The sequence below is a fragment of the Mesorhizobium sp. M0678 genome (genome assembly GCF_040320505.1).
Taxonomy (GTDB): domain Bacteria; phylum Pseudomonadota; class Alphaproteobacteria; order Rhizobiales; family Rhizobiaceae; genus Mesorhizobium.
Genome location: NZ_JAMYPT010000001.1, coordinates 452,174 through 473,264 on the forward strand (window position 1 = coordinate 452,174; position 21,091 = coordinate 473,264).

The window sequence follows — 21,091 nt, forward strand, 5'->3', positions numbered from 1 at the left end:
GGCAGATGACGAAGATTGAGGCTGCCGGAAAGGGCCTTGATCTCGCGCCAGATGCCAAGGTCGGCATCATCGCCGGCGGCGGCAGTCTCCCGGTCGAAATTGCCCGAGCGCTCGCCCGGCAAGGCAAATTGCCCTTCGTCGTGATGGCGGCCGGCGAGGTCGATCGCATAGCCGATTTCGAGCCCTATGAGCAGGCAACCTTGAGGCTGGAAGACGTCGGGTCGCTGCTGCCGATCCTTAAGCGGCATCACGTTACGCATCTCGTAACCGCGGGTCATATCACGCGCCGCCCCAGGCTGAGCGCCATGCGCCTCAATTTGGGCCTGCTCGCGTGGCTACCCAGCCTCTTCGTCGGTGTAACCCGGGGGGACGATACGGTTCTGAAACTGTTCGTGCGCAGGATCGAGCGCAGCGGCATCAAGGTCGTCGGCGCTGACGAGATCGTGCCGGAGCTGGTCGCCGCCGAAGGCCTGCTGACCAAGGCGGCGCCACGCAGATCCGACTGGCGCGACATCGAGGCGGCGCACGCGGCGGCAAAAGCCATCGGCGCGCTGGATATCGGCCAAGCGGCTGTTGCGGTCGGCGGCCGCGCCATTGCGTTGGAAGGCGTCGAAGGCACCGACGGGCTGCTCGAGCGGACAAGGGAGTTGCGCGGGCACGGCAGGCTGGCCGGCGGGAGCCGCGGTGTTCTGGTCAAATGCGCCAAGCCCGGTCAGGAACTGCGTGCCGATCTGCCCTCCATCGGCCCGCTGACCGTCGAGGCGGCGCATGCCGCCGGACTGGCCGGCATTGCCGTCGAAGCCGGTCGCTCGCTGGTGCTCGAAGGTCCCGCCACCATCGGACGTGCCAATGCGCTCGGCCTGTTCGTGATTGGCCTGCCTGCGGAGCCGGCGCATGGCGAATGAGCGGCCGTTGAAGATAGCCGTCGTCGCCGGCGAGGAGTCCGGCGACCTACTTGGCGCCGACCTTGTGCAGGCGCTCAAGCGCATGACCGGGCGCGAAGTTCGGCTTGTCGGCATCGGCGGCCGCCATTTGCAGGCGCTCGGCCTGGCGCCATTGTTCGACGGCAGCGAGATCGCACTGATGGGGCTTAGCGCCATCCTGCGCGACCTGCCGCGCCTGATGCGGCGGATCGGCCATACGGCAAACGCGATTGCCGGTGAAAAGCCCGATTGCCTTATCACCATCGACAGTCCGGATTTCTCGCTGCGCGTCGCCAAGAAGGTGCGTGCCGCCGATCCGACTATCCCGATCGTCCACTATGTCTGCCCGAGCGTGTGGGCGTGGCGGCCGGGCAGGGCGGCGGCGATGAAGCCATATGTCGATCACATTCTTTGCATCCTGCCGTTCGAGGTGAAGGAACTCGCTCGCCTGGGCGGGCCGCCCGGCACCTATGTCGGGCATCGCCTTGCACACGATCCGGGCATAATCAGTGCCGCCAGGGCGCAGGCGCAGCCGCGTGACCTGTCCGCAGATCACGTCAAAACGTTGCTTGTACTGCCTGGTTCGCGTCGTGGTGAGGTGCGACGCATGGTCGGGCCGTTCGGCGAGACGGTGTCGATCCTGCGGGCGCGCGGGCACCGCTTGCGCCTGCTGTTGCCGACGGTGCCGCACGTCGCCGACCTGGTCAGGACCTCGGTCGCGAGCTGGGACGAGAAGCCGGAGATCATACTCGATGCCGAACGCAAATGGCAGGCCTTCGGCAAGGCCGATGCGGCGCTGATCGCATCGGGGACAGTATCGCTGGAACTGGCACTGGCGAGTGTGCCGATGATCTCCTGCTACCGGCTCGATCCGGTCATGCGCATGGCGCAGCCGCTGATCAAAGTATGGAGCGCAGCCTTGCCCAATCTCATTGCCGACCGGCCGGTTGTGCCGGAACACTACAATCAATATGTGCGGCCGCATTATCTGGCGCGGCAGTTGGAAGCGCTGTTCTCCGATACCGCCTACCGCACCTGGCAGAAGGACGGTTTTGCCGAAATCGCCAGGCGTATGGCAACCGACGAGCCGTCAGGCGAGATAGCCGCGGGTGTGGTGATGGGGATGGTGAGGAAGTGAGTGAATTGTGAATAGTGAATTGTGAATAGTGGTTTCTATGGACAGGGAGCGACGCTTCGCTACTCCCATTCACCATTCACCATTCACCATTCACCATTCACCATTCACCATTCACCACCTTCACCGCTTCGCGATTGGCACGTAGTCCCGTTCCGGCGCGCCGGTATAGAGCTGGCGCGGGCGACCGATCTTCTGGTGCGGGTCCTCGATCATCTCCTTCCACTGCGCGATCCAGCCGACGGTGCGGGCGACCGCGAACAGCACGGTGAACATGGTGGTGGGAAAGCCCAGCGCCTTCAGCGTGATGCCGGAATAGAAATCGACGTTCGGATAGAGCTTCTTCTCGATGAAATAGGAATCGGTCAGTGCGATCCTTTCCAGCTCCATGGCGATGTCGAGCAGTGGATCGTCCTTGATGCCGAGCTCGCCCAGGACCTCGTGCGCGGTCTTCTGCATGATCTTGGCGCGCGGATCGTAATTCTTGTAAACGCGGTGGCCAAACCCCATCAATCGGAACGGATCGTTCTTATCCTTGGCGCGCGCAATGAATTCCGGGATGTGATCGACATGACCGATCTCGCCCAGCATGTTCAGGGCTGCCTCGTTGGCGCCGCCATGTGCGGGACCCCACAGGCAGGCGATGCCGGCAGCGATACAGGCAAAAGGATTGGCGCCCGACGAGCCGGCCAGGCGGACGGTCGAAGTCGAGGCGTTCTGTTCGTGATCGGCGTGCAGGATGAAGATGCGCTCCATCGCGCGGGCCAGCACCGGATTGATCTTGTATTCCTCGCAAGGCACGGCGAAGCACATATGCAGGAAATTGGCTGCGAAATTCAGCTCGTTCTTCGGGTAAATGAATGGCTGGCCGATGTGGTATTTATAGGCCATCGCCGCGATCGTCGGCATCTTGGCGATCAGCCGCATTGACGCGACCATGCGTTGATAGGGGTCCGAGATATCGGTGGAATCGTGATAGAAGGCCGACAGCGCGCCGACCACGCCGCACATCACCGCCATCGGATGCGCATCACGGCGGAAGCCGGTGAAAAAGCGCGACATCTGCTCATGCACCATGGTGTGGCGCGTCACCCGGTAGTCGAAATCGTCCTTCTGCGCCTTGGTCGGGAGTTCACCATAGAGCAAGAGATAGCAGACTTCGAGGAAGTCGCCGTGCTCGGCCAATTGGTCGATCGGGTAGCCGCGGTGCAAAAGAATGCCGGCATCGCCATCGATGAAGGTGATTTCCGATTCGCAGCTCGCCGTCGACGTAAAACCGGGATCGTAGGTAAAGACGCCGGCGGTGTTGTAGAGCGAACCGATGTCGATGACGTCAGGTCCTACCGAACCACTTCGTATCTTGAATTCATGGATTTTGCCGCCGAGTTCCAGTTTGGCCGTCGATGCCTGGGTTTTGCCGCCAAATTCCATTTTTGTCGCAGGTTCGGTCATAGCAAACTCCTTTTTGTTTCCTCAGGCCGGCAAAGGCAAAATATCTGAACCCAACACGTCAAAAACATCGGAATACGCACATTTGCGCCCGCAATTAAATCTGCGCGGCAGATTAGGCCAAGACCCAATGTTGCACTGCGAAACACACCTTTCAATGCCAATCTTCTTGGGCCAGTTTGCTAATCGATTTGATCAGCGATCCGCGCCAGGCTTTCCTCGCGGCCAAGCACGGCCAGCACATCGAAGACACCTGGCGAGGTACTTTTGCCGGTGAGCGCGGCGCGCAAAGGTTGGGCCACGGCGCCGAGTTTATGGCTGGCGGCCTGCGCATAGTCGCGGATCGCGGCTTCGGCTGAGGCGGCAGACCACTCCGAAACCGTGGCTAGTGCCGCATGAGCGCCCCGCAGGATCGCGCGCGCCTCACCGCTGAGCAGCGCCGCCGCCTTCTCGTCGACCGGCAGCGGCCGCTCGACGAAAAGGAATGCAGCCCCTTCAACAAGTTCGACCAGCGTCTTGGCGCGCTCCTTCAGGCCCGGCAAAGCGGCAAGCAGTTGCGCCCTGCGTCTGTCGTCGAGGCGCGCCGCGATTGCCGGGCCGCCTTCAAGATAGGGCAGAGTGGCGATGAAGATGTCGAGCAGCGCCGCGTCGTTCATCCGGCGCATATGCACGCCGTTAAGCGCCTCGAGCTTGGCGAAGTCGAAACGGGCGGCGCCCTTGTTGACGTCGCCAATGTCGAACCATGCAATCATGTCGGCGATCGACATGATCTCATCGTCGCCGTGGCTCCAGCCAAGCCTCGCCAGATAGTTGAGCAGCGCCTCCGGCAGGTAGCCCATGGCGCGATAGGCTTCGACGCCAAGCGCACCGTGCCGCTTCGACAGCTTGGCGCCGTCGGCACCGTGGATCAGCGGGATATGCGACATCGACGGCACCTCCCAGCCCATGGCCTGATAGATTACGGTCTGGCGTGCGGCGTTGGTCAAATGATCGTCGCCGCGGATGATGTGGGTGATGCCCATGTCGTGATCGTCGACGACGACGGCATGCATGTAGGTGGGATTGCCATCCGAGCGCAGAATAATGAAATCGTCGAGATCCTTGTTGGGAAAGCGCACGTCGCCCTGGACGCGGTCATGCACCACCGTCTCGCCGTCTGTCGGCGCCTTGATGCGGATCGCCCCCTTGGCGCCGGGCGGCGCCTCCGACGGGTCGCGGTCGCGCCAGCGTCCATCATAGCGGGGCGGAAGCCCCTTGGCTCGCGCTGCCTCGCGCATCGCCTCCAGCTCCGCCGGCGTCGCGTAGCAGTAATAGGCCTTGCCCACGCGCACCAGCTCCTCGGCCACCTCGCGATGGCGCGGCGCGCGCTCGAACTGCGAGACAGGCGCGCCGTCCCAGGTGAGTCCGAGCCAGGAAAGTCCGTCGAGAATGGCTGCCGTCGCCGCATCGGTGGAGCGCTCGCGGTCGGTGTCCTCGATGCGCAGCAGCATCGTGCCGCCTGTGTGCTTGGCATACAGCCAGTTGAACAGCGCCGTGCGCGCGCCGCCAATGTGCAGATAGCCGGTGGGCGAGGGGGCAAAACGGGTGACGACCTTATCGGGCATGGAACTCTCAGGCGGGCGAAGGAAGTGGGTTTGCGGACTTTCGCGCGTTGCGCGTTCATGTAGCATAGGAGGTCGAGGGCGCAAGGGGCAGACCCGATGGCTGTGCGAGGCCGTGGTGCGGGCGAGGGCGAGGACGTTGGCAGCGGCGTCAGCGAACGCTTGCTGTTTGCCGCTCCCCCGCCTGTCCTGCCGGCACCGGCATTGCTACCCGCTCCGCGCTTCGATGCTCCGTCGCTGCCGGCCAGCGACCCAGCAACGGTTCTCGTGCCCGCGGGCGAGCCCATCGTACGCCTGCCCAGGCGTTTCCGCCTCCCGTCACCGTCCCGTATCCGCAACAGCGTAACCTCGGCAGCCGGCCTGGAACTCGACCGCGGCATCGCCTTCCTGCTGGTGCCGGTGTTCCTCGCATGCGGGGTGGTCGTATATTTCGGGCTGTCGGTGGAGCCGGCCTTTCCACAGCCGATCGCAATCGCGCTCCTCGCGGCCCTTTGTGCCGTCGTCTCGCGGTCATGGCCCAGGACGCGCCTGTGCTTCATGGTGGCGCTGCTCTGCGCGCTTGGCGTACTTGCCGCCAAGTTCGAGACATGGCGTGTCGGAACGCATATGCTCGGCTCCGAAATCTCGACGCGGCTGACGGGTCGCGTCGTATCGTACGAGCCCATGGCGAGCGGCCGCATCAGGCTGACAATCGATGTGATCTCAACGGCCAGGCCGACACTGCGCTACATGCCGGAACGGGTCCGCGTTTCGGCGATGAAGATACCGGCTGAGCTGACCGCCGGTTCCGAGATCACCGGCTATGTGCGGCTGCTGCCGCCGACCGGCCCGGTGCGGCCCGACAGCTATGATTTCTCCTTCGACAGCTATTTCGCCGGTATCGGCGGCAGCGGCTTTTTTCTCGGCAATCCGAAAGTCGTGTCGTCGGGCAGCATGCCGCTTGCCGCGCAGCTTTCTTCCGCGATCGAAGACGCGCGCGAATCCATCGCCGACCATATCCGCAGCCGCATCGGCGGTGCCGAGGGCGAGATTGCTGCTGCGCTGATCGTCGGCGTGCGCGCCGGCATTCCCGAGGAGATCAACGAAGCGATGCGGCGCACCGGCATCTACCACATCATCTCCATCTCGGGGCTGCATATGGCGTTGGTCGCCGGCACCATCATGGCGCTGCTGCGGGGTGCCTTTGCGCTGTTTCCCGATTTCTCATCGCGACGGCCGGTCAAGAAATATGCCGCGGCCGCCGCTTTTTTCGATTGCGGCCTACCTCGTCTTTTCCGGCATTGTCGTTGCGGCCGAACGCAGCTTCATCATGCTGGCGGTGATGCTTATCGCCGTGCTGTTCGACCGGGCCGCGCTCACCATGCGCAACCTGGCGATCTCGGCCATCGCGGTCATCCTGGTGTCGCCGCACGAGGTGGTCGGTCCGAGTTTCCAGATGTCCTTCGCCGCGACGGCGGCCCTTGTCGGCGCCTATGCAGGCTGGTCCGATTACCGCGCCGGCAGGGCCACCACGCCGCCGCCGCGGCGGTCGCCGCTACGCTTTGCCACTCGAAAGGTCCTGTTGGGCATGTGCGGTCTGGCGATGACCTCAATCATTGCAGGGAGCGCCACGGCGCTTTTCGCCATATGGCATTTCCAGCGCGTGGCGCCGCTCAGCCTGTTCGCCAATCTGGCCATCATGCCCATCGTCTCACTGGTCGTCATGCCCTTCGCCGTTCTCAGCGCGCTGGCGATGCCGTTCGGTGCGGATGGCCCTTTCCTCTATGTCATGGGCAAGGGGCTGACGGCGATGATCGCCCTGTCCGGGTGGATCTCGGAGCGCTCGCCGATCGATGCGGTCGGGCTGATTTCGCTGAGATCCGTCCTTCTGGTGACGATCGCCCTCGTCATTGCCAGCATGGCGACGACCTGGTTGCGGCTGGCGGCACTTCCTTTTGCGCTCGCCGGCTTGCTGACGACAACGCAGACACGCATACCCGACGTATTGGTCTCGGAGGACGCGCGGCTGGTCGCGCTGCCGATCGGCAGCGGTGAACTCGCGGTCAACCGGGCACGCCCGAATGAGTTCACCATCGACAACTGGAAACGCGCGCTCACATCAGAGGCCATCGTCGCGCCGGAAACACCTGGAAAGAACGACCCGCAATTCGACATTGCCGATCCGGCCGACCTACCGCCGGGCATGCCGTTCATTTGCACGGACGGCCTCTGCCTTGCCAGGCATCCATCCGGCGCGATCATCGCGCAAGCCAAGGACCGCGATACTGCGCGGCCAGCCTGCGCCTTTGCCAGCTTGATCGTCATCGACGACGCCACCGCCCATAACCCCTGCTACTACGACCGGCTGGTCCTCGTCGTCACCAAACGGCAACTGGCGCGCGCGGGAAGTGCCGCCGTCTATTTCGATCCACAAGCGGCAACACGCGCCGAGATCCGCTTCGCCGTCAAAAAATCATACCGGCCCTGGCACGTGCAGCGGAAATTTTCACGCGCGGCACGGGGCCTGCCGCCATACCGCAGGGCCGACAACCCCAAAGCCGGCGCCAAGGGCGGAGCTCAGTAGCGGCGGATCAGTCCGACGAGCTTGCCCTGCACCTTGACCCTGTCTGGTCCGAAGATGCGCGTCTCGTAGGCCGGATTGGCGGCTTCCAGGGCGATCGAGGCGCCCTTGCGGCGGAACCGCTTCAGCGTCGCTTCCTCCTCGTCGACCAGTGCCACCACGATCTCACCGGGGCTCGCCGTATCGGCATTGCGGATGATCACCGTGTCGCCGTCGAAAATGCCAGCCTCGATCATCGAATCGCCTTTGACCTCGAGCGCATAATGCTCGCCGCCCATGATCATATCCGGCGGCACCGAAATCGAATGCGTCTGGTGCTGGATGGCATCGATCGGCACACCGGCCGCGATGCGGCCCATTACCGGGATCGAAACGGCGGCGACGACATCGTCGTCATTGCCGGCTGCAGGGACACGCGACGATGTCGGCTTGCCCTGCCGAGGGGCGCCTTGCCCAAGGCTGCCCTGGATGACACTCGGCGAGAACTTGCGTGCCGCATTGAGGCCGGGGGCGATCGAGTCAGGCAGGCGTAGCACCTCCAGCGCACGGGCCCGGTTGGGCAAACGGCGAATGAAGCCGCGCTCCTCCAGCGCCGTAATCAGCCGGTGGATTCCGGATTTGGAAGCCAGATCGAGCGCTTCCTTCATCTCGTCGAATGAAGGCGGGATACCGCTTTCCTTCAACCTTTCGTGGATGAACATAAGCAGTTCGTGTTGTTTGCGTGTCAGCATAGCGACCCCCAACAGAATCAGAAAAACAAACCCAGAACAAACACTATCTGTTCCAGTTGTGTTCCGCAACTGTTTAAAGTTTAATGAATGCGTTAAGGCTCGGGAAACAAACGACGTCCCTACCGGCGTACCGCATTTTCACCGCCGCGAGCCTCATCGCCTTGATTCTGCTTTCGTTTGCGCCCTTCTGGCCTCCTAGAAGGCGGCACTGGCATCGGCCGTCGGTCGGCAAAAGGCACGGAATTGAACCCGTATCGACTGTGCGGTTTGGTCAATGCACCGTGAACGAAACGAATTCAAAACGCCAACCTCGGGTTAAGTCCCGGTTTCCACCGCCTGGTCAGGCTGCTTCTCGCCGGTGGAGCCTTGCTGCGCGCAACCAGGTAATGGAAGAACAGTCGATGCGTGTCCGGCGTTGCGTTGGATCTTGGGGGAGCAGACAAATCATGACAGGAATTCCCGATCTCGTGGCCATAAAGGCGATGGATGCCGCGGATCCGTTGCGCGCGATGCGCGACCGCTTTGTGTTGCCGCAAGGAGTGATCTATCTCGACGGCAATTCGCTAGGAGCTGCTTCACGTGCCGCTTTCGATGAACTGCACAAGGCCGCGACCGAAGAATGGTCGCATGATCTCATCCGCGCATGGAACACGGCCGGCTGGTTCAACATGCCGCTTGAACTTGGCGACCAGCTCGGGCGCCTGATCGGTGCCGCGGCCGGCCAGACGGTGGTCTGCGACACGACATCGGTCAACATCTACAAGCTGCTGCACGCCGCCATGGCCATGCGACCGGAGCGGCAGGTCATCGTCGCCGAGGGCGATAGTTTTCCGACGGACCTCTACATGGCCGAGGGTGTGGTTTCGACGCGAAAAGATACGCTGCTGCGCCTCTCGGGGGTCGACGCGCCGACCATCGAAGAGCTGATCGACGAACGCACCGCCGTGGTGCTGGTCAACCACGTCAACTATAAGTCGGGCGAACTGCGCGACATGCCGGCGCTGACGCGCAGGGCTCAGGAAGCCGGGGCGATGATCGTCTGGGATCTCTGCCACACCGCCGGCGCGATGCCAGTCGAACTCGACAAGGCAAACGCCGATTTTGCCGTTGGCTGCACCTACAAATATCTGAATGGCGGCCCGGGCGCGCCTGCCTTCATCTATGCGGCTGAGCGGCATCTTTCCGACATCCAGCAGCCGCTCACCGGCTGGTGGGGCCATGCACGGCCCTTCGCCTTCGAGCCAGGCTATGCGGCCGGCACCGGCATCCGCCGGTTTCTGTGCGGCACGCAGCCGGTCCTGTCGATGCGCACGCTGAAGGGCGCGCTCGACATCTGGAACGATGTCGACATGACGGCGGTGCGCAAGAAGAGCATCGCACTGGCGGATCTGTTCATCGAGCTTGTCGAGGCAAAGTGCGGCACTTACGGGCTCACGCTCGAAAGCACGCGCGATGGGGAAAAACGCGGCAGCCAGATTTCATTCATGCATGAGCATGGCTACCAGGTCATGCGCGCGCTGATCGAACGTGGCGTGATCGGCGATTTTCGCGCGCCATCGACCATGCGCTTCGGCTTCACCCCGCTCTATGTCGGCTATGCCGATGTCTGGCAGGCCGTCGAAGTGCTTGAGGACATCCTGCGCACCGGTGCGTGGAAGGAAGCGCGCTTCGCCATCAAGGCGGCTGTCACTTGAGATTGATGCGAGAGCTGGAATCGTGAGGCTGGCGACGACGCGCCGCGCGATGCTCACGGCTACGTTGCAAGGCTATATTGCCAGGGAGGGCGCAGGGTGTTCGAACGTCACATTGCCGATTGGGACAACGCCTATGCCAACGGCGCCAACATAGCCGGCAGCGATCGCTGGCCGGCGGCCTGGATCGAGCCCGCGCGGGTTTTCCGCGACGTGCTTTCGACCGAGGGCAGGGCGCGGCTCGACATGGCCTATGGCGACAACCCACGCAACCGGCTCGATCTTTTCCTGCCGGCCATCAAGCCCAAGGGACTCGTGGTGTTCGTTCATGGCGGCTACTGGATGGCATTCGACAAGAGTTTCTGGTCGCATCTTGCCACTGGCCCTGTTGATCGCGGCTATGCGGTGGCGATGCCGTCCTACACGCTCTGTCCGCAGATACGCATTGGCGGCATCGTCAAGGAAGTCGGCGCGGCGATCGGCAAGGCGGCGGCGATGGTTCCAGGGCCGCTGATGCTGACCGGACACTCGGCCGGCGGCCATCTTGTTAGCCGGATGGTTACGGCGACGACGCCGCTGGCGCCCGAAGTGGTCCGGCGCGTTCGTCACGTGGTGTCGATCTCGGGGGTGCACGATTTGCGCCCGATCATGCGCACCGGCATGAACGAGACGCTGGCGATCGATGAGGCCGAGGCGCAGGCCGAAAGTCCGGTGCTGCTGCGCCCGATGGACAAGGCCCGCCTGACCTGCTGGGCCGGCGGCGGCGAGCGCGCCGAATTCCTGCGTCAGAGCGCGTTGCTGGCCAACATCTGGATCGGCCTGGGTACCGCGACCAGCTCGGTGGTCGAGCCTGACCGGCATCATTTCAACATCATCGACGGTTTGGCCGATCCAGACCATCCGCTGACCCGGACCTTGATTTCGGAGTGAGGCAGGTTCAGCGTAGCATCAGTACGTCGCAGGGGGAGCCCGCCGCCGCGGCAGGAGCGAACGGCGCGCGAACGATCAGCCCGTTGGCATCGGCCAGCATTTTCAGCATCGAGGAGTCCTGGATGCCGAACGGCGTCGCCACGAGCGTACCGGTGTCATCTATGACAACAGCCCGCACATAATCTTGCCTGAGATCGTTGGCCGGCATGGCAGCACCGAGCCGTGCCCGACGTATATCCTGCTGAAAGGCGCGGCCACCGAGCCGCGCCAGCAGCGGCTTCAGGAAGAGCTGAGTGCAGACCAGGCTTGCCACCGGATTGCCGGGCAGGCCGATGCAGCGAATGTCTCCCAGCCGCCCGAACATCAGTGGCTTGCCCGGCCGCATGGCGATCTTCCAGAAATCGAGCGTCATGCCTTGCCCGGTCAGCACGTCATGGACGAAGTCGTGGTCACCGACCGAGGCACCGCCCAGCGTGACGATGACGTTCGCGCCAGCCTTCACGGCCTTTTCAACCAGCGCAGCGATCGCCTCCCTGCGGTCCGGCGCGATGCCAAGGTCGAGCGCGCGCGCACCGACCGACTGTGCGGCAGCGGCGACACCATAGGCGTTGGAGGAGATGATCTGGTCGGGGCCAACATCGCTGCCCGGCGGCAGCAATTCGTCGCCGGTGGCGATGATGGCGACCAGCGGCCGTTTGACCACGCGCACCTCGGGGTGATTGGCCGATGCCGCCAGCGACAAGGCCGCCGGGTCGAGCAGGCGGCCTTTGGGCAGCAGGACATCGCTCTTGGCGAAATCGAGCCCGAGGCGGCGGATGTTGCGCCCCTGCACCGTCGGTTCCGTCACTTCGACGCTGCCGCCACCGAGATCGCGGACGTTCTCCTGGATGACGATAGTGTCGGCGCCTTCGGGAAGCGGCGCGCCGGTAAAGATGCGCACGGCCTGCCGCTGCTGCACCGTTCCGGCAAAGCCGCGTCCGGCCGGCGCCATGCCGACCACCGAAAGCCTTGCCGGTACGGACGCGATATCGGCCGCCCGCACGGCATAGCCGTCCATGGCGGAGGCGTTGAACGGCGGCTGGGTGCGGAGCGCCACAACCGGCTCCACCAGCACGCGGTCGGCGGCATCCAGCAGTGCGACGCGTTCGCCCGGCAGCGCTGCTGCGCCGTCCAGCAGGCGCTCGAGCGCCTCGGCAACTGGGACCAGCGCCATTATCGGCCTGCCTCGGTGGCCCCGTCTCCGGTGATCTTGTAGTCGCCGGATTTGCCGCCGGTCTTTTCAACCAGCCTGATGCCGGAGATGACCATGGCGCGGTCGACCGCCTTGGCCATGTCGTAGATGGTCAGGCAAGCGACCGAGACGGCACTCAGAGCCTCCATCTCAACGCCGGTCTTGCCGGTGACGCGGGTCAATGCTGTCACCTTCAGGCCGGGCAGCGCGGCGTCCGCCTCGATATCGACAGATATCCTGGTCAGCAGCAGCGGATGGCAAAGCGGGATCAGTTCATGCGTCTTCTTGGCCGCCATGATGCCGGCAATGCGCGCCGTGCCCAGCACGTCGCCCTTCTTGGCGTCGCCGGCGAGGATCATGTCCAGCGTCTCGGGCCGCATCGCGACAAAACCTTCTGCGACTGCCGTGCGCACCGTCTCAGCCTTGTCGCCGACATCGACCATGTTGGCTTCGCCCTGCGCGCCAAGATGAGTGAGGGCGGCCGCCATCCTCAAACGGCCTCTGCCGGCGCCTTGCCCGTCAACAGCAGGCGCGTTGCCGCGGCCACGTCCTGCTGGCGCATCAGGCTCTCGCCGACCAGGAAAGTCGCAATGCCGCTCTGCTCCAGCCGGCGGCAATCGTCGTGCGAAAAGATACCGCTCTCGCTGACCAGATGGCGGTCGGCCTGCACCATCGCTGCCAGCCGCTCCGAGGTCTGCAGGCTGGTTTCGAAGGTCCGGAGATTGCGGTTGTTGATACCGATCAGTCGCGACGACAGCTGCAGCGCGCGTTCCATTTCAGCCTCGTCATGCACTTCGACCAGCGCGTCCATGCCGAGCCCGAACGCTGTCGCTTCGAGTTCTCTTGCCAACGCGTCGTCGACGCTGGCCATGATGATCAGGATGGCATCGGCGCCCCATGCCCTGGCCTCGTAGACCTGATAGGGGTCGAACAGGAAATCCTTGCGCAGGGCAGGCAGCTCGACGGCAGCGCGCGCAGTGGTGAGGAATTCGGGCGCGCCTTGGAAGGAGGGTGCGTCGGTCAGCACCGAAAGGCAGGCGGCACCGCCCTTCGCATAGGCCCTGGCCAGCGCCGGCGGATCGAAATCGGCGCGGATCAGGCCTTTGGATGGGCTAGCCTTCTTGATTTCGGCAATCAGCGCGAACCCGCCGGATTTGCGCGTTGCTTCAAGGGCGGAAAGAAAGCCGCGCGGCGCGTCGGCATCCGTCGCCCGTGCCTTGATCTCGGCCAATGACACGAGTGCCTTGGCCGCCGCGATCTCGTCGCGCTTGTAAGCCTCGATCTTGCGCAGGATGTCGGACATGGTTTTAACCGTTCGAAATCTCGATCAGCCTGTCGAGCACTTTCAGCGCGCGGCCGCTGTCGATGGCCTGCGCCGCCGTTACCATGCCGTCGGCGAGGGTCGTCGCTGTGCCGGCCACCACCAGCCCGGCGCCGGCATTCATCAGCACCGTATCGCGAAAGGCGCCGGCGGCGCCGCCCAGCATGTCGCGCAGTGCCTGGGCGTTGTGGGCGGCGTCGCCGCCGCGCAACTCGTCCTTGGTGTGCCGCTTCAGTCCGACGGCTTCCGGGGTCAGCGTAAAGCTGCGGATCTCGCCGCCGGCCAATTCGGCGACAAGTGTCTCGCCGGTGGTGGTGATCTCGTCATAGCCGTCGCCATGGACGATCCAGGCATGGTCGGCACCAAGTTCCTTCAACGTTTCTGCCACCGGCATGATCCATTCGGGCAGGAACACGCCGACCATCTGCCGTCTGACACTCGCCGGATTGGAAAGCGGGCCCAGCAGGTTGAAGATGGTGCGGGTTCCGAGCTCGACCCGGGTCGGGCCGACATGCTTCATCGCCGGGTGATGCGCCGGCGCGAACATGAAGCCAACGCCGGCCTCGTGGATGCAGCGGCCGATCGTCTCCGGAGGGATGTCGATCTTGACGCCCAATGCGATCAGCACATCGGCGGCGCCGGTCAGCGAGGACAGTCCGCGATTGCCGTGCTTGGCGACGGGCACGCCGCTGCCGGCGATGACGAAAGCGGATGCGGTCGAAATGTTGACGCTGTGCGAATTGTCGCCGCCGGTGCCGACAATGTCGATGGCACCCTCGGGAGCTTCGACACGCAGCATCTTGGCGCGCATGGTGGCGACGGCGCCGGCGATCTCGCTGACGGTCTCACCGCGCACGCGCAATGCCATCAAGAAGCCGCCGATCTGGCCGGGGGTAGCATCGCCGGACATGATGATGTCGAAGGCCTCGCGCGCCTCCTCGAAGGAAAGAGCGCTGCCGGCGGCGACCTTGGCGATGTGGATCTTCAGCGCGCTCATCTGGCCAGGGCTTGGGTTACGGCCGCCTGATCGATGCGGACGTCATATTGCGTCTGCAACTGCGCCACCAACTGGTCGAGCAGGTCGTCGGACATGCCGGAGGTGAAGGACTTCTGTGCGTCCTGGGGCACTGAGCTGGCATCGGCCCCGGCAGGCTCGAACACCTCGGCAACCTTGAACAGGATCTGTCCGTCGCCCGTAGGTGAGGGGATCAACCCGATGCCGCCTTCGCCGACGCCGAACATCGCGGCGGCGCCTTCCTTGCCGAAATCGACGTCGTCCGCATCGCGCTTGACGCCGCGCTTGGTCTGCTTTTCGAGCTTGAGCTCACCGGCGATCACCTCGAGCGTGACGCCAGCCTTGAGACGCTTCTCGAGCTCCTGTGCTTTTGCGGTGAGCCGTTTGGTGGTCTCCGCCGCGGTCCAGTCGGCCACGACCTTCTGGCGGACTTCGTCCAATGTGCGGTCGCGGGCAGGCGTGATCGCGCTCACGTCGTAGAAGACGAAGCCGTTATCGGCGGTGGTGAGGCCTTCATTGTCGGTTCCGGGTTCGGATTCGAACACCGCCTTGATGAGTGCCGGCGATTCCGGCAGGTCTTTGACGATGCTTCCATCCGGCCGTTGGCCGGTGCGGTCGATGGCATCGATGGTGACGACCTTCAGCTTCAATTTGGCGGCAGCCTCGGCGAGCGAACTGCCCGAGGCGCGCGTATCCTCGTAATTGTCGTGCACGTCCAGCAAGATGCGGCTTGCCTCGCCCAGTGCCAGGTCCTTGCGGATCTGCTCGGACACTTCGGCCAGCGGCTTCACCACTTCGGGCTTGATGTCGGTGACGCGCAGCAGAACGGGACCAAAGGCGCCCTGTACGACCGGGCTGACCTCATTGACGTTCAGTTTGAAGGCAGCATCGGCGACCGCCTTGTCGGCGATCTTGTCCTTGGCCAGCGTGCCGAGCAGCGTGTCTGCCGGCGTCTTGCCTTCGGCAGCGACGATCTTGTCGAAGGTCGCGCCGGTCCTGAGCGAATCGAGCGCCGCCTTTGCGGCATCAGGTGTCTTGAACACAAGCTGCTCGATGGTGCGCATCTCCGGCGTGGTGTAGCGCGCCTTGTTCTTATTGTAGTCGTCGCTGACCTGTTGGTCGGTCACCGCGCTCAAATCCATGATGTCTTCCGGTTCGAGCCTGACATAGGAGAACTTACGGTATTGGGGAGCGGCGTAGGTTTTCTTGTTTTCCTCGAAATAGGCCGAAAGCGCGCTGTCGGACGGCGCTTCTATCGGTTCGACCAGCGATTTCGGCAAGGTCAGGTAGTCGATGGTGCGATCTTCGCCGCGATAGAGCGCGACCGCCTTGAAGAATGTATCCGGGGCCTTGAGGCCGTCCGAAACCGCCTCGACGATCTGCTGGCGGACCGCGACCTGGGCGCGGTTCTTCAAATAGTCTTCCGGCCGCATGCCGACCTGCCGAAGCAGGTACTCGAAGGTTCTCCTGTCGAAGGTTCCGGCAGGCCCTTTGAACGCCGGGTCTTCACGCGTCAGTTCGGCGAGCCGGTCCTTGGACAGGCCGAGGCCGAGCTTGCGGGCCTGCTCGTCGAGGACGGCACCCGACACGAGTTGCGCCAGCACCTGGTTGTCGATGCCGAGCGCCGTCGCTTGCTCACGGCTGATGCGCTGGCCGAATTGCTGCGACATGACGCTGAGCTGGCGATCGTAGGCGAGGCGGTATTCGTTGATCGAGACCTTGGTGCCTCCGGCCGTAATCACGGCGTCATGGCCGGCAAGACCGCCCATCAGCCGCCCCGAGATGCCCCAGATGGCGAAGCTCAACACCAACAATGACAGCAGCAGTTTCGCGACCCAGGTCCCCGCCGCGCTTCTCAACATACCAAGCATGAGTACTTCCGATTTTTGCGCATTTCGCATGCGCCGAGTCTGAAACAAGCGCAATAGCGCCCTTCCTGCCCACTGTCGATTGCTTTGTGGCCTGATTTTGATAGTGAAGGCCAGCTGGAAATTGCCCGGAGAAACAAATCCCATGACCACTGGAATCCGCCCGCTCGTCGCCGGCAATTGGAAAATGAACGGCACCAGCGCCTCGCTCAACGAGCTCAGGATGATCGGCAACGGCTTCATGAGTGGGCTAGACGCCGAGACCGAAGCGGTGGTCTGCGTGCCGGCGACCTTGCTTGCGCACGCCGCCGAGATTCTGTCGCGCACGCCGGTGCGGGCCGGCGGAGAGGATTGCCACACCAAGGAAAGCGGCGCCTATACCGGCTGCATTTCGGCCGAGATGCTGAAAGATGCAGGTGCCAGCCATGTCATCGTCGGCCATTCCGAATGCCGCGCCGATCGCAAGGAGGACGATGCCTTGGTCCAGGCCAAGGCCTCCGCCGCATGGCGCGCCGGGCTGGTGGCCATCATCTGCATTGGTGAAACAAGAGCCGAACGAGAAGCAGGAGCCACGCTCGACGTGCTGTCGCGCCAGGTCGCTGGCTCGGTCCCGCCAAACGCCACGGCTTCCAACACCGTCATTGCCTATGAGCCAATATGGGCGATTGGGACCGGCTTGACCCCGACCGCCGCCGACGTCGCCGAGGCACATGCGCATATCCGCGAAGAACTGGCACGGAAGCTCGGCAATACGGCGGCCAAGATGCGCATTCTCTACGGCGGCTCGGTCAAGCCGTCCAACGCCATCGAGTTGCTCGGCGTCAGGAATGTCGATGGCGCGCTGGTCGGCGGCGCCAGCCTAAAGGCGGCGGACTTCCTCGGCATCGCGGAAGCCTATCGAAACATCGCTTGATACAAGGGCTGGTTGCTGCATTTGAGCGGACGGCCGACGTCGAAATCGTTGCAAAGGACGCATTGCTTCCCATATTCCGGCCACGGGCTTGGAAATGCCGTCAAAGCATTGTATTGAGCCGCCTCCAAATCAGCGGCCGCACAAGGCCTTGCCAGGGTAAATTATGGAAACCGTACTGATCGTCGTCCACCTCATGGTCGTGCTCGCGCTTGTCGGCGTGGTGCTGCTGCAGCGCTCCGAAGGCGGCGGCCTCGGCATCGGCGGCGGATCGGGCTTCATGACCGCGCGTGGCGCCGCCAATGCGCTGACGCGGGCGACGGCGATCCTGGCTGCCGCTTTCTTCGTCACCTCGCTGACACTGTCGATCGTTGCGCGCTATGGCGAGAAGCCGATCGACATTCTCGATCGCGTGCCGGCGGCCTCGGACGGAGCAGGCAAGGGCGTACTCAACCAATTGCCTGGAACCACGACGCCGACGCCGCCTTCAGGCACCACGGCGCCGACCCCGCCGTCCGGCAACGGCGCGGCAACGACGCCGCCGGCAACCGCTCCGGCGACGCCGCCAGCGACAAACGGCGCCACCGCGCCGGCCACGCCGCAGGTCCCCAACCAGTAATAGGGCAACTTATGCCGCGATCTGTTGTCGTTTGAACACAGTCGCGGCAAATGCCGCACGATCATGAAGATTCGACTGCGCCTCACGCTTGAGGCGCTTCCGGCTAATCGATTATACGTTGCACGCGGCATTCTCGGCGTCCTTGGGGGGCGCCGGGCGACGCCGTGGGCAACAAGCATTGAACGATCGGATCTTCCCCATGCAGCTTCGCAGCTTCATTTTTGCCGGCCTTTGTGCCGTGCTCAGCCTAGGTGCGCCCGCTTTCGCGGCCATGCCGACGGCAAACTCGGCCCACAAAGCCGCAACAACAACCGACGTCGTCAAGGTCGCTGCCAAAAGCGATGCAGCGCAATTGAAGCTTCTCAAGAAGAAGAAAGATCCGACGCCGGACGACCTTGCGCAGATCCGCAAGATCGAAGCCAAGATCGCAGCCGACAAGGACGCCGCTCGCGCCAAGGCACTCGAAGCCAGGAAGCTGGCGATGCGCGAGGCGGCGAAAGCCAAAGCCGATGCGGAACGCCAGGCGTTCCTTGCCAAGAAGAGCCAGCCGCTCGCAACGGCCAAGGTGGCTGACGCCACGCCGGCCAAGAAGAAGACCGTCAACATCATCGAACCGATTACGCCCATTGCGCCGATCCAGTCGGCCGAGCCGATCCCGGCCGAGGCCATGAACGTTGCGCTGACCGGCAACAATGGCGAGTTGCGCAGCGAACCGGTCGGGCAGAAGCCGCAGAGCGTCGGGCTGTTCGCGGGACTGTTCGGCGGCACATCCTCTTCGTCGATGTCGCTGCTTCCGGAAACACGCGCGCTCGACGCCGCGCTCGAAAGGAAGCAGGCCAAGCGGCAGTTCAAGGTCAAGCCGGAATTCGTGCCGCAGGAGGTCGAATTCACCGGCTACAACCCCGGCACCATCGTCATCGATACCAGCGCCCGTCGTCTCTACCTCGTCGAATCATCGTCAACCGCCCGCCGTTATGCCATCGCGGTCGGCCGGGAAGGCCTGCAGTTCAAGGGTACGGTTGCCGTCGGCGACAAGCAGGAATGGCCGCGCTGGATTCCGACGCTGGATATGCAAAAGCGCGAACCCAAGCACTATGGCCAGTACAAGGACGGCATGCCCGGCGGCGGCGACAATCCGCTCGGTGCGCGCGCCATCTATCTTTACGACGGCAAGAAAGATACCCACCTGCGCATTCACGGCACCATCGCGCCGCAGTCAATCGGAACCAGCGCCTCCAATGGCTGCTTCCGTATGATCAACGAGCACGTCATGGACCTTTACCGCCGGGTGAAAGTAGGCACCAAAGTCGTCATCATCTGACGCTTTGACAGATCGTGCCAAAAGGGCCGGCCTCGCCGGCCCTTTTGTTTTGATACGCCAACGACCAGAGCGCCTTCTTGGGAAAAAGCCTTCGCGGCGGTTTTTTCTCTGGCGGAATCAATTCGGCCGCGTTAAGCGATGACTCCCATGGCGCGATATGTATTCATCACAGGCGGCGTGGTTTCCTCACTTGGAAAAGGCATTGCTGCAGCGGCCCTTGGGGCTCTCTTGCAGGCGCGGGGCTATCGCGCACGCATCAAAAAGCTCGATCCCTATCTCAATGTCGATCCCGGCACGATGTCGCCCTATCAGCACGGCGAAGTCTTCGTGACCGATGACGGGGCCGAGACCGATCTCGATCTTGGCCATTATGAGCGCTTCACCGGCCGCTCGGCCAACCAGCAGGACAACATCACCACCGGCCGCATCTATAAGAACATCATCGAGCGCGAGCGGCGCGGCGACTATCTCGGCGCCACCGTGCAGGTCATTCCGCACGTCACCGACGAGATCAAGAATTTCGTCCTCAACGGCAATGACGACTACGATTTCGTGCTGTGCGAGATCGGCGGCACCGTCGGCGACATCGAAGCGATGCCGTTCCTGGAGGCGATCCGCCAACTCGGCAACGACCTGCCGCGCAACAACGCCGTCTACGTCCACCTGACCTTGATGCCTTACATTCCGACGGCAGGCGAACTGAAGACCAAGCCGACGCAGCATTCGGTCAAGGAGTTGCGCGGCATCGGCATTGCACCCGACATACTGCTGGTCCGCGCCGACCGGCCGATCCCCAAGGAAGAGCGCAGAAAGCTGTCGCTGTTCTGCAATGTCCGCGAAAGCGCCGTCATCCAGGCGCTCGACGTCCCGCATATCTACGACGTGCCGATGGCCTATCACAATGAAGGGCTGGATTCGGAAGTGCTGGCGGCCTTCGGCATCGATCCGGCGCCGAAGCCGCGCATGGAACGGTGGCAAGCGGTGTCCAACCGCATCCACAATCCGGAAGGCGAAGTGACCATTGCCGTCGTCGGCAAATATACCGGCCTCAAGGACGCCTACAAATCGCTGATCGAGGCGCTGTCGCATGGCGGCCTCGCCAACCGGGTCAAGGTCAAGCTCGACTGGATCGAAAGCGAGATATTCGAGAAGGAAGACCCGGCGCCGTGGCTGGAGAAGGTCCATGGCATTCTCGTCCCCGGCGGTTTTGGCGAGCGCGGCTCGGAGGGCAAGATCCTGGCGGCGAAGTTCGCGCGCGAGCGCAAGGTGCCGTATTTCGGCATCTGCTTCGGCATGCAGATGGCTTGCATCGAGGCGGCGCGTTCGCTGGCCGGCGTCGAGCACGCATCATCGACCGAGTTCGGTCCAACCGAGGAGCCGGTTGTCGGCTTGATGACCGAATGGCTGAAGGGCAACATGCTGGAAAAGCGCAGGGAAACCGGCGACCTTGGTGGTACCATGCGGCTCGGTGCCTACCAGGCCGACCTCGCCAAGGGATCGAAGATCGCCGAGATCTATGGCGATACCCAGATTTCCGAACGCCATCGCCACCGCTACGAGGTCAATGTCGACTACAAGGAGCGGCTCGAGGATTGCGGCCTGGTGTTTGCCGGCATGTCGCCGGACGGCGTGCTACCGGAAACGGTCGAATATCCCGACCACCCCTGGTTCATCGGCGTGCAGTACCATCCCGAGTTGAAAAGCCGGCCGCTCGATCCGCACCCGCTGTTTGCCAGCTTCATCGAGGCGGCGGTAGAGCAGTCGCGGCTGGTCTAACTAGCCGCCC

The 21,091-nt window shown here is 63.5% G+C and carries 16 protein-coding genes and 1 pseudogene; 9 read left to right on the plus strand and 8 right to left on the minus strand.

Annotation, left to right across the window (positions count from 1 at the left end; genetic code table 11):
• The first annotated feature begins 5 nt into the window (after window positions 1–5).
• Window positions 6–905, plus strand: coding sequence for an LpxI family protein (locus tag NKI29_RS02155; protein ID WP_352568694.1), 900 nt, complete (start codon window positions 6–8; stop codon window positions 903–905).
• Window positions 895–2,061, plus strand: coding sequence for a lipid-A-disaccharide synthase (gene lpxB / locus NKI29_RS02160; RefSeq protein ID WP_352795434.1), 1,167 nt, complete (start codon window positions 895–897; stop codon window positions 2,059–2,061). The genes NKI29_RS02155 and lpxB overlap by 11 nt, the downstream gene beginning before the upstream one ends.
• 120 nt (window positions 2,062–2,181) lie before the next feature.
• Here the strand turns inward: lpxB and gltA are convergent, their stop codons facing one another.
• Together gltA and gltX are read right to left on the minus strand one after the other, a co-directional pair.
• Window positions 2,182–3,510 carry a citrate synthase gene (gene gltA, locus NKI29_RS02165; RefSeq protein WP_352568691.1) on the minus strand — a complete coding sequence of 443 codons (1,329 nt, stop codon included), beginning with the start codon at window positions 3,508–3,510 and terminating at the stop codon, window positions 2,182–2,184.
• 179 nt (window positions 3,511–3,689) lie between these two features.
• Window positions 3,690–5,111 carry a glutamate--tRNA ligase gene (gene gltX / locus NKI29_RS02170; protein WP_352795436.1) on the minus strand — a complete coding sequence of 474 codons (1,422 nt, stop codon included), beginning with the start codon at window positions 5,109–5,111 and terminating at the stop codon, window positions 3,690–3,692.
• A gap of 96 nt (window positions 5,112–5,207) precedes the next feature.
• On the opposite strand from gltX, the pseudogene NKI29_RS02175 reads away from it, so the two are divergent.
• Window positions 5,208–7,671, plus strand: a pseudogene (locus NKI29_RS02175) (ComEC/Rec2 family competence protein).
• Here NKI29_RS02175 and lexA read toward each other — a convergent pair.
• The gene (gene lexA, locus NKI29_RS02180) at window positions 7,665–8,399 is read right to left on the minus strand and encodes a transcriptional repressor LexA (protein ID WP_023674949.1); all 735 of its coding nucleotides are present in this window, start codon (window positions 8,397–8,399) and stop codon (window positions 7,665–7,667) included. The pseudogene NKI29_RS02175 and the gene lexA sit on opposite strands and share 7 nt — an antisense overlap.
• Before the next feature lie 446 nt (window positions 8,400–8,845).
• Between lexA and kynU the strand changes: the two genes are divergently transcribed.
• Together kynU and NKI29_RS02190 are read left to right on the plus strand one after the other, a co-directional pair.
• Window positions 8,846–10,093 (plus strand): kynureninase, encoded by a 1,248-nt coding sequence (gene kynU, locus NKI29_RS02185; protein ID WP_352568688.1) that lies wholly within the window; start codon window positions 8,846–8,848, stop codon window positions 10,091–10,093.
• Window positions 10,094–10,189: 96 nt separating this feature from the next.
• Entirely contained in the window at window positions 10,190–11,020 is an 831-nt protein-coding gene (locus tag NKI29_RS02190) for a hormone-sensitive lipase (RefSeq protein ID WP_352568687.1), read from the plus strand.
• Window positions 11,021–11,027: 7 nt separating this feature from the next.
• On the opposite strand, the gene NKI29_RS02195 is transcribed toward NKI29_RS02190, so the two are convergent.
• The 5 genes from NKI29_RS02195 to NKI29_RS02215 are packed head-to-tail and all read right to left on the minus strand — an operon-like array spanning window position 11,028 to window position 16,458.
• Window positions 11,028–12,233: a molybdopterin molybdotransferase MoeA gene (locus NKI29_RS02195; RefSeq protein ID WP_352568686.1), complete on the minus strand. Its 1,206-nt coding sequence runs from the start codon at window positions 12,231–12,233 to the stop codon at window positions 11,028–11,030.
• Complete coding sequence (gene moaC, locus NKI29_RS02200; protein ID WP_352448833.1) at window positions 12,233–12,739, minus strand: cyclic pyranopterin monophosphate synthase MoaC; 507 nt, start codon at window positions 12,737–12,739, stop codon at window positions 12,233–12,235. Before moaC ends, NKI29_RS02195 begins: the two co-directional genes overlap by 1 nt.
• Before the next feature lie 2 nt (window positions 12,740–12,741).
• Window positions 12,742–13,554 (minus strand): indole-3-glycerol phosphate synthase TrpC, encoded by an 813-nt coding sequence (gene trpC / locus NKI29_RS02205; protein ID WP_352795438.1) that lies wholly within the window; start codon window positions 13,552–13,554, stop codon window positions 12,742–12,744.
• Between the two features lie 4 nt (window positions 13,555–13,558).
• On the minus strand, window positions 13,559–14,569 hold the full coding sequence (gene trpD / locus NKI29_RS02210; protein WP_352474265.1) for an anthranilate phosphoribosyltransferase: 1,011 nt from the start codon (window positions 14,567–14,569) through the stop codon (window positions 13,559–13,561).
• Window positions 14,566–16,458, minus strand: coding sequence for a SurA N-terminal domain-containing protein (locus NKI29_RS02215; protein WP_352795440.1), 1,893 nt, complete (start codon window positions 16,456–16,458; stop codon window positions 14,566–14,568). Before NKI29_RS02215 ends, trpD begins: the two co-directional genes overlap by 4 nt.
• 142 nt (window positions 16,459–16,600) lie before the next feature.
• Between NKI29_RS02215 and tpiA the strand changes: the two genes are divergently transcribed.
• From tpiA to pyrG, 4 genes are all read left to right on the plus strand, one after another.
• Complete coding sequence (gene tpiA, locus NKI29_RS02220) at window positions 16,601–17,368, plus strand: triose-phosphate isomerase (protein ID WP_352795442.1); 768 nt, start codon at window positions 16,601–16,603, stop codon at window positions 17,366–17,368.
• 163 nt (window positions 17,369–17,531) lie between these two features.
• Window positions 17,532–17,984: a preprotein translocase subunit SecG gene (gene secG / locus NKI29_RS02225; protein WP_352502400.1), complete on the plus strand. Its 453-nt coding sequence runs from the start codon at window positions 17,532–17,534 to the stop codon at window positions 17,982–17,984.
• A gap of 199 nt (window positions 17,985–18,183) precedes the next feature.
• Window positions 18,184–19,305 carry a L,D-transpeptidase gene (locus NKI29_RS02230; RefSeq protein ID WP_352685756.1) on the plus strand — a complete coding sequence of 374 codons (1,122 nt, stop codon included), beginning with the start codon at window positions 18,184–18,186 and terminating at the stop codon, window positions 19,303–19,305.
• Between the two features lie 147 nt (window positions 19,306–19,452).
• Entirely contained in the window at window positions 19,453–21,081 is a 1,629-nt protein-coding gene (gene pyrG / locus NKI29_RS02235) for a CTP synthase (RefSeq protein ID WP_352448839.1), read from the plus strand.
• The last annotated feature ends 10 nt before the right edge of the window (window positions 21,082–21,091 follow it).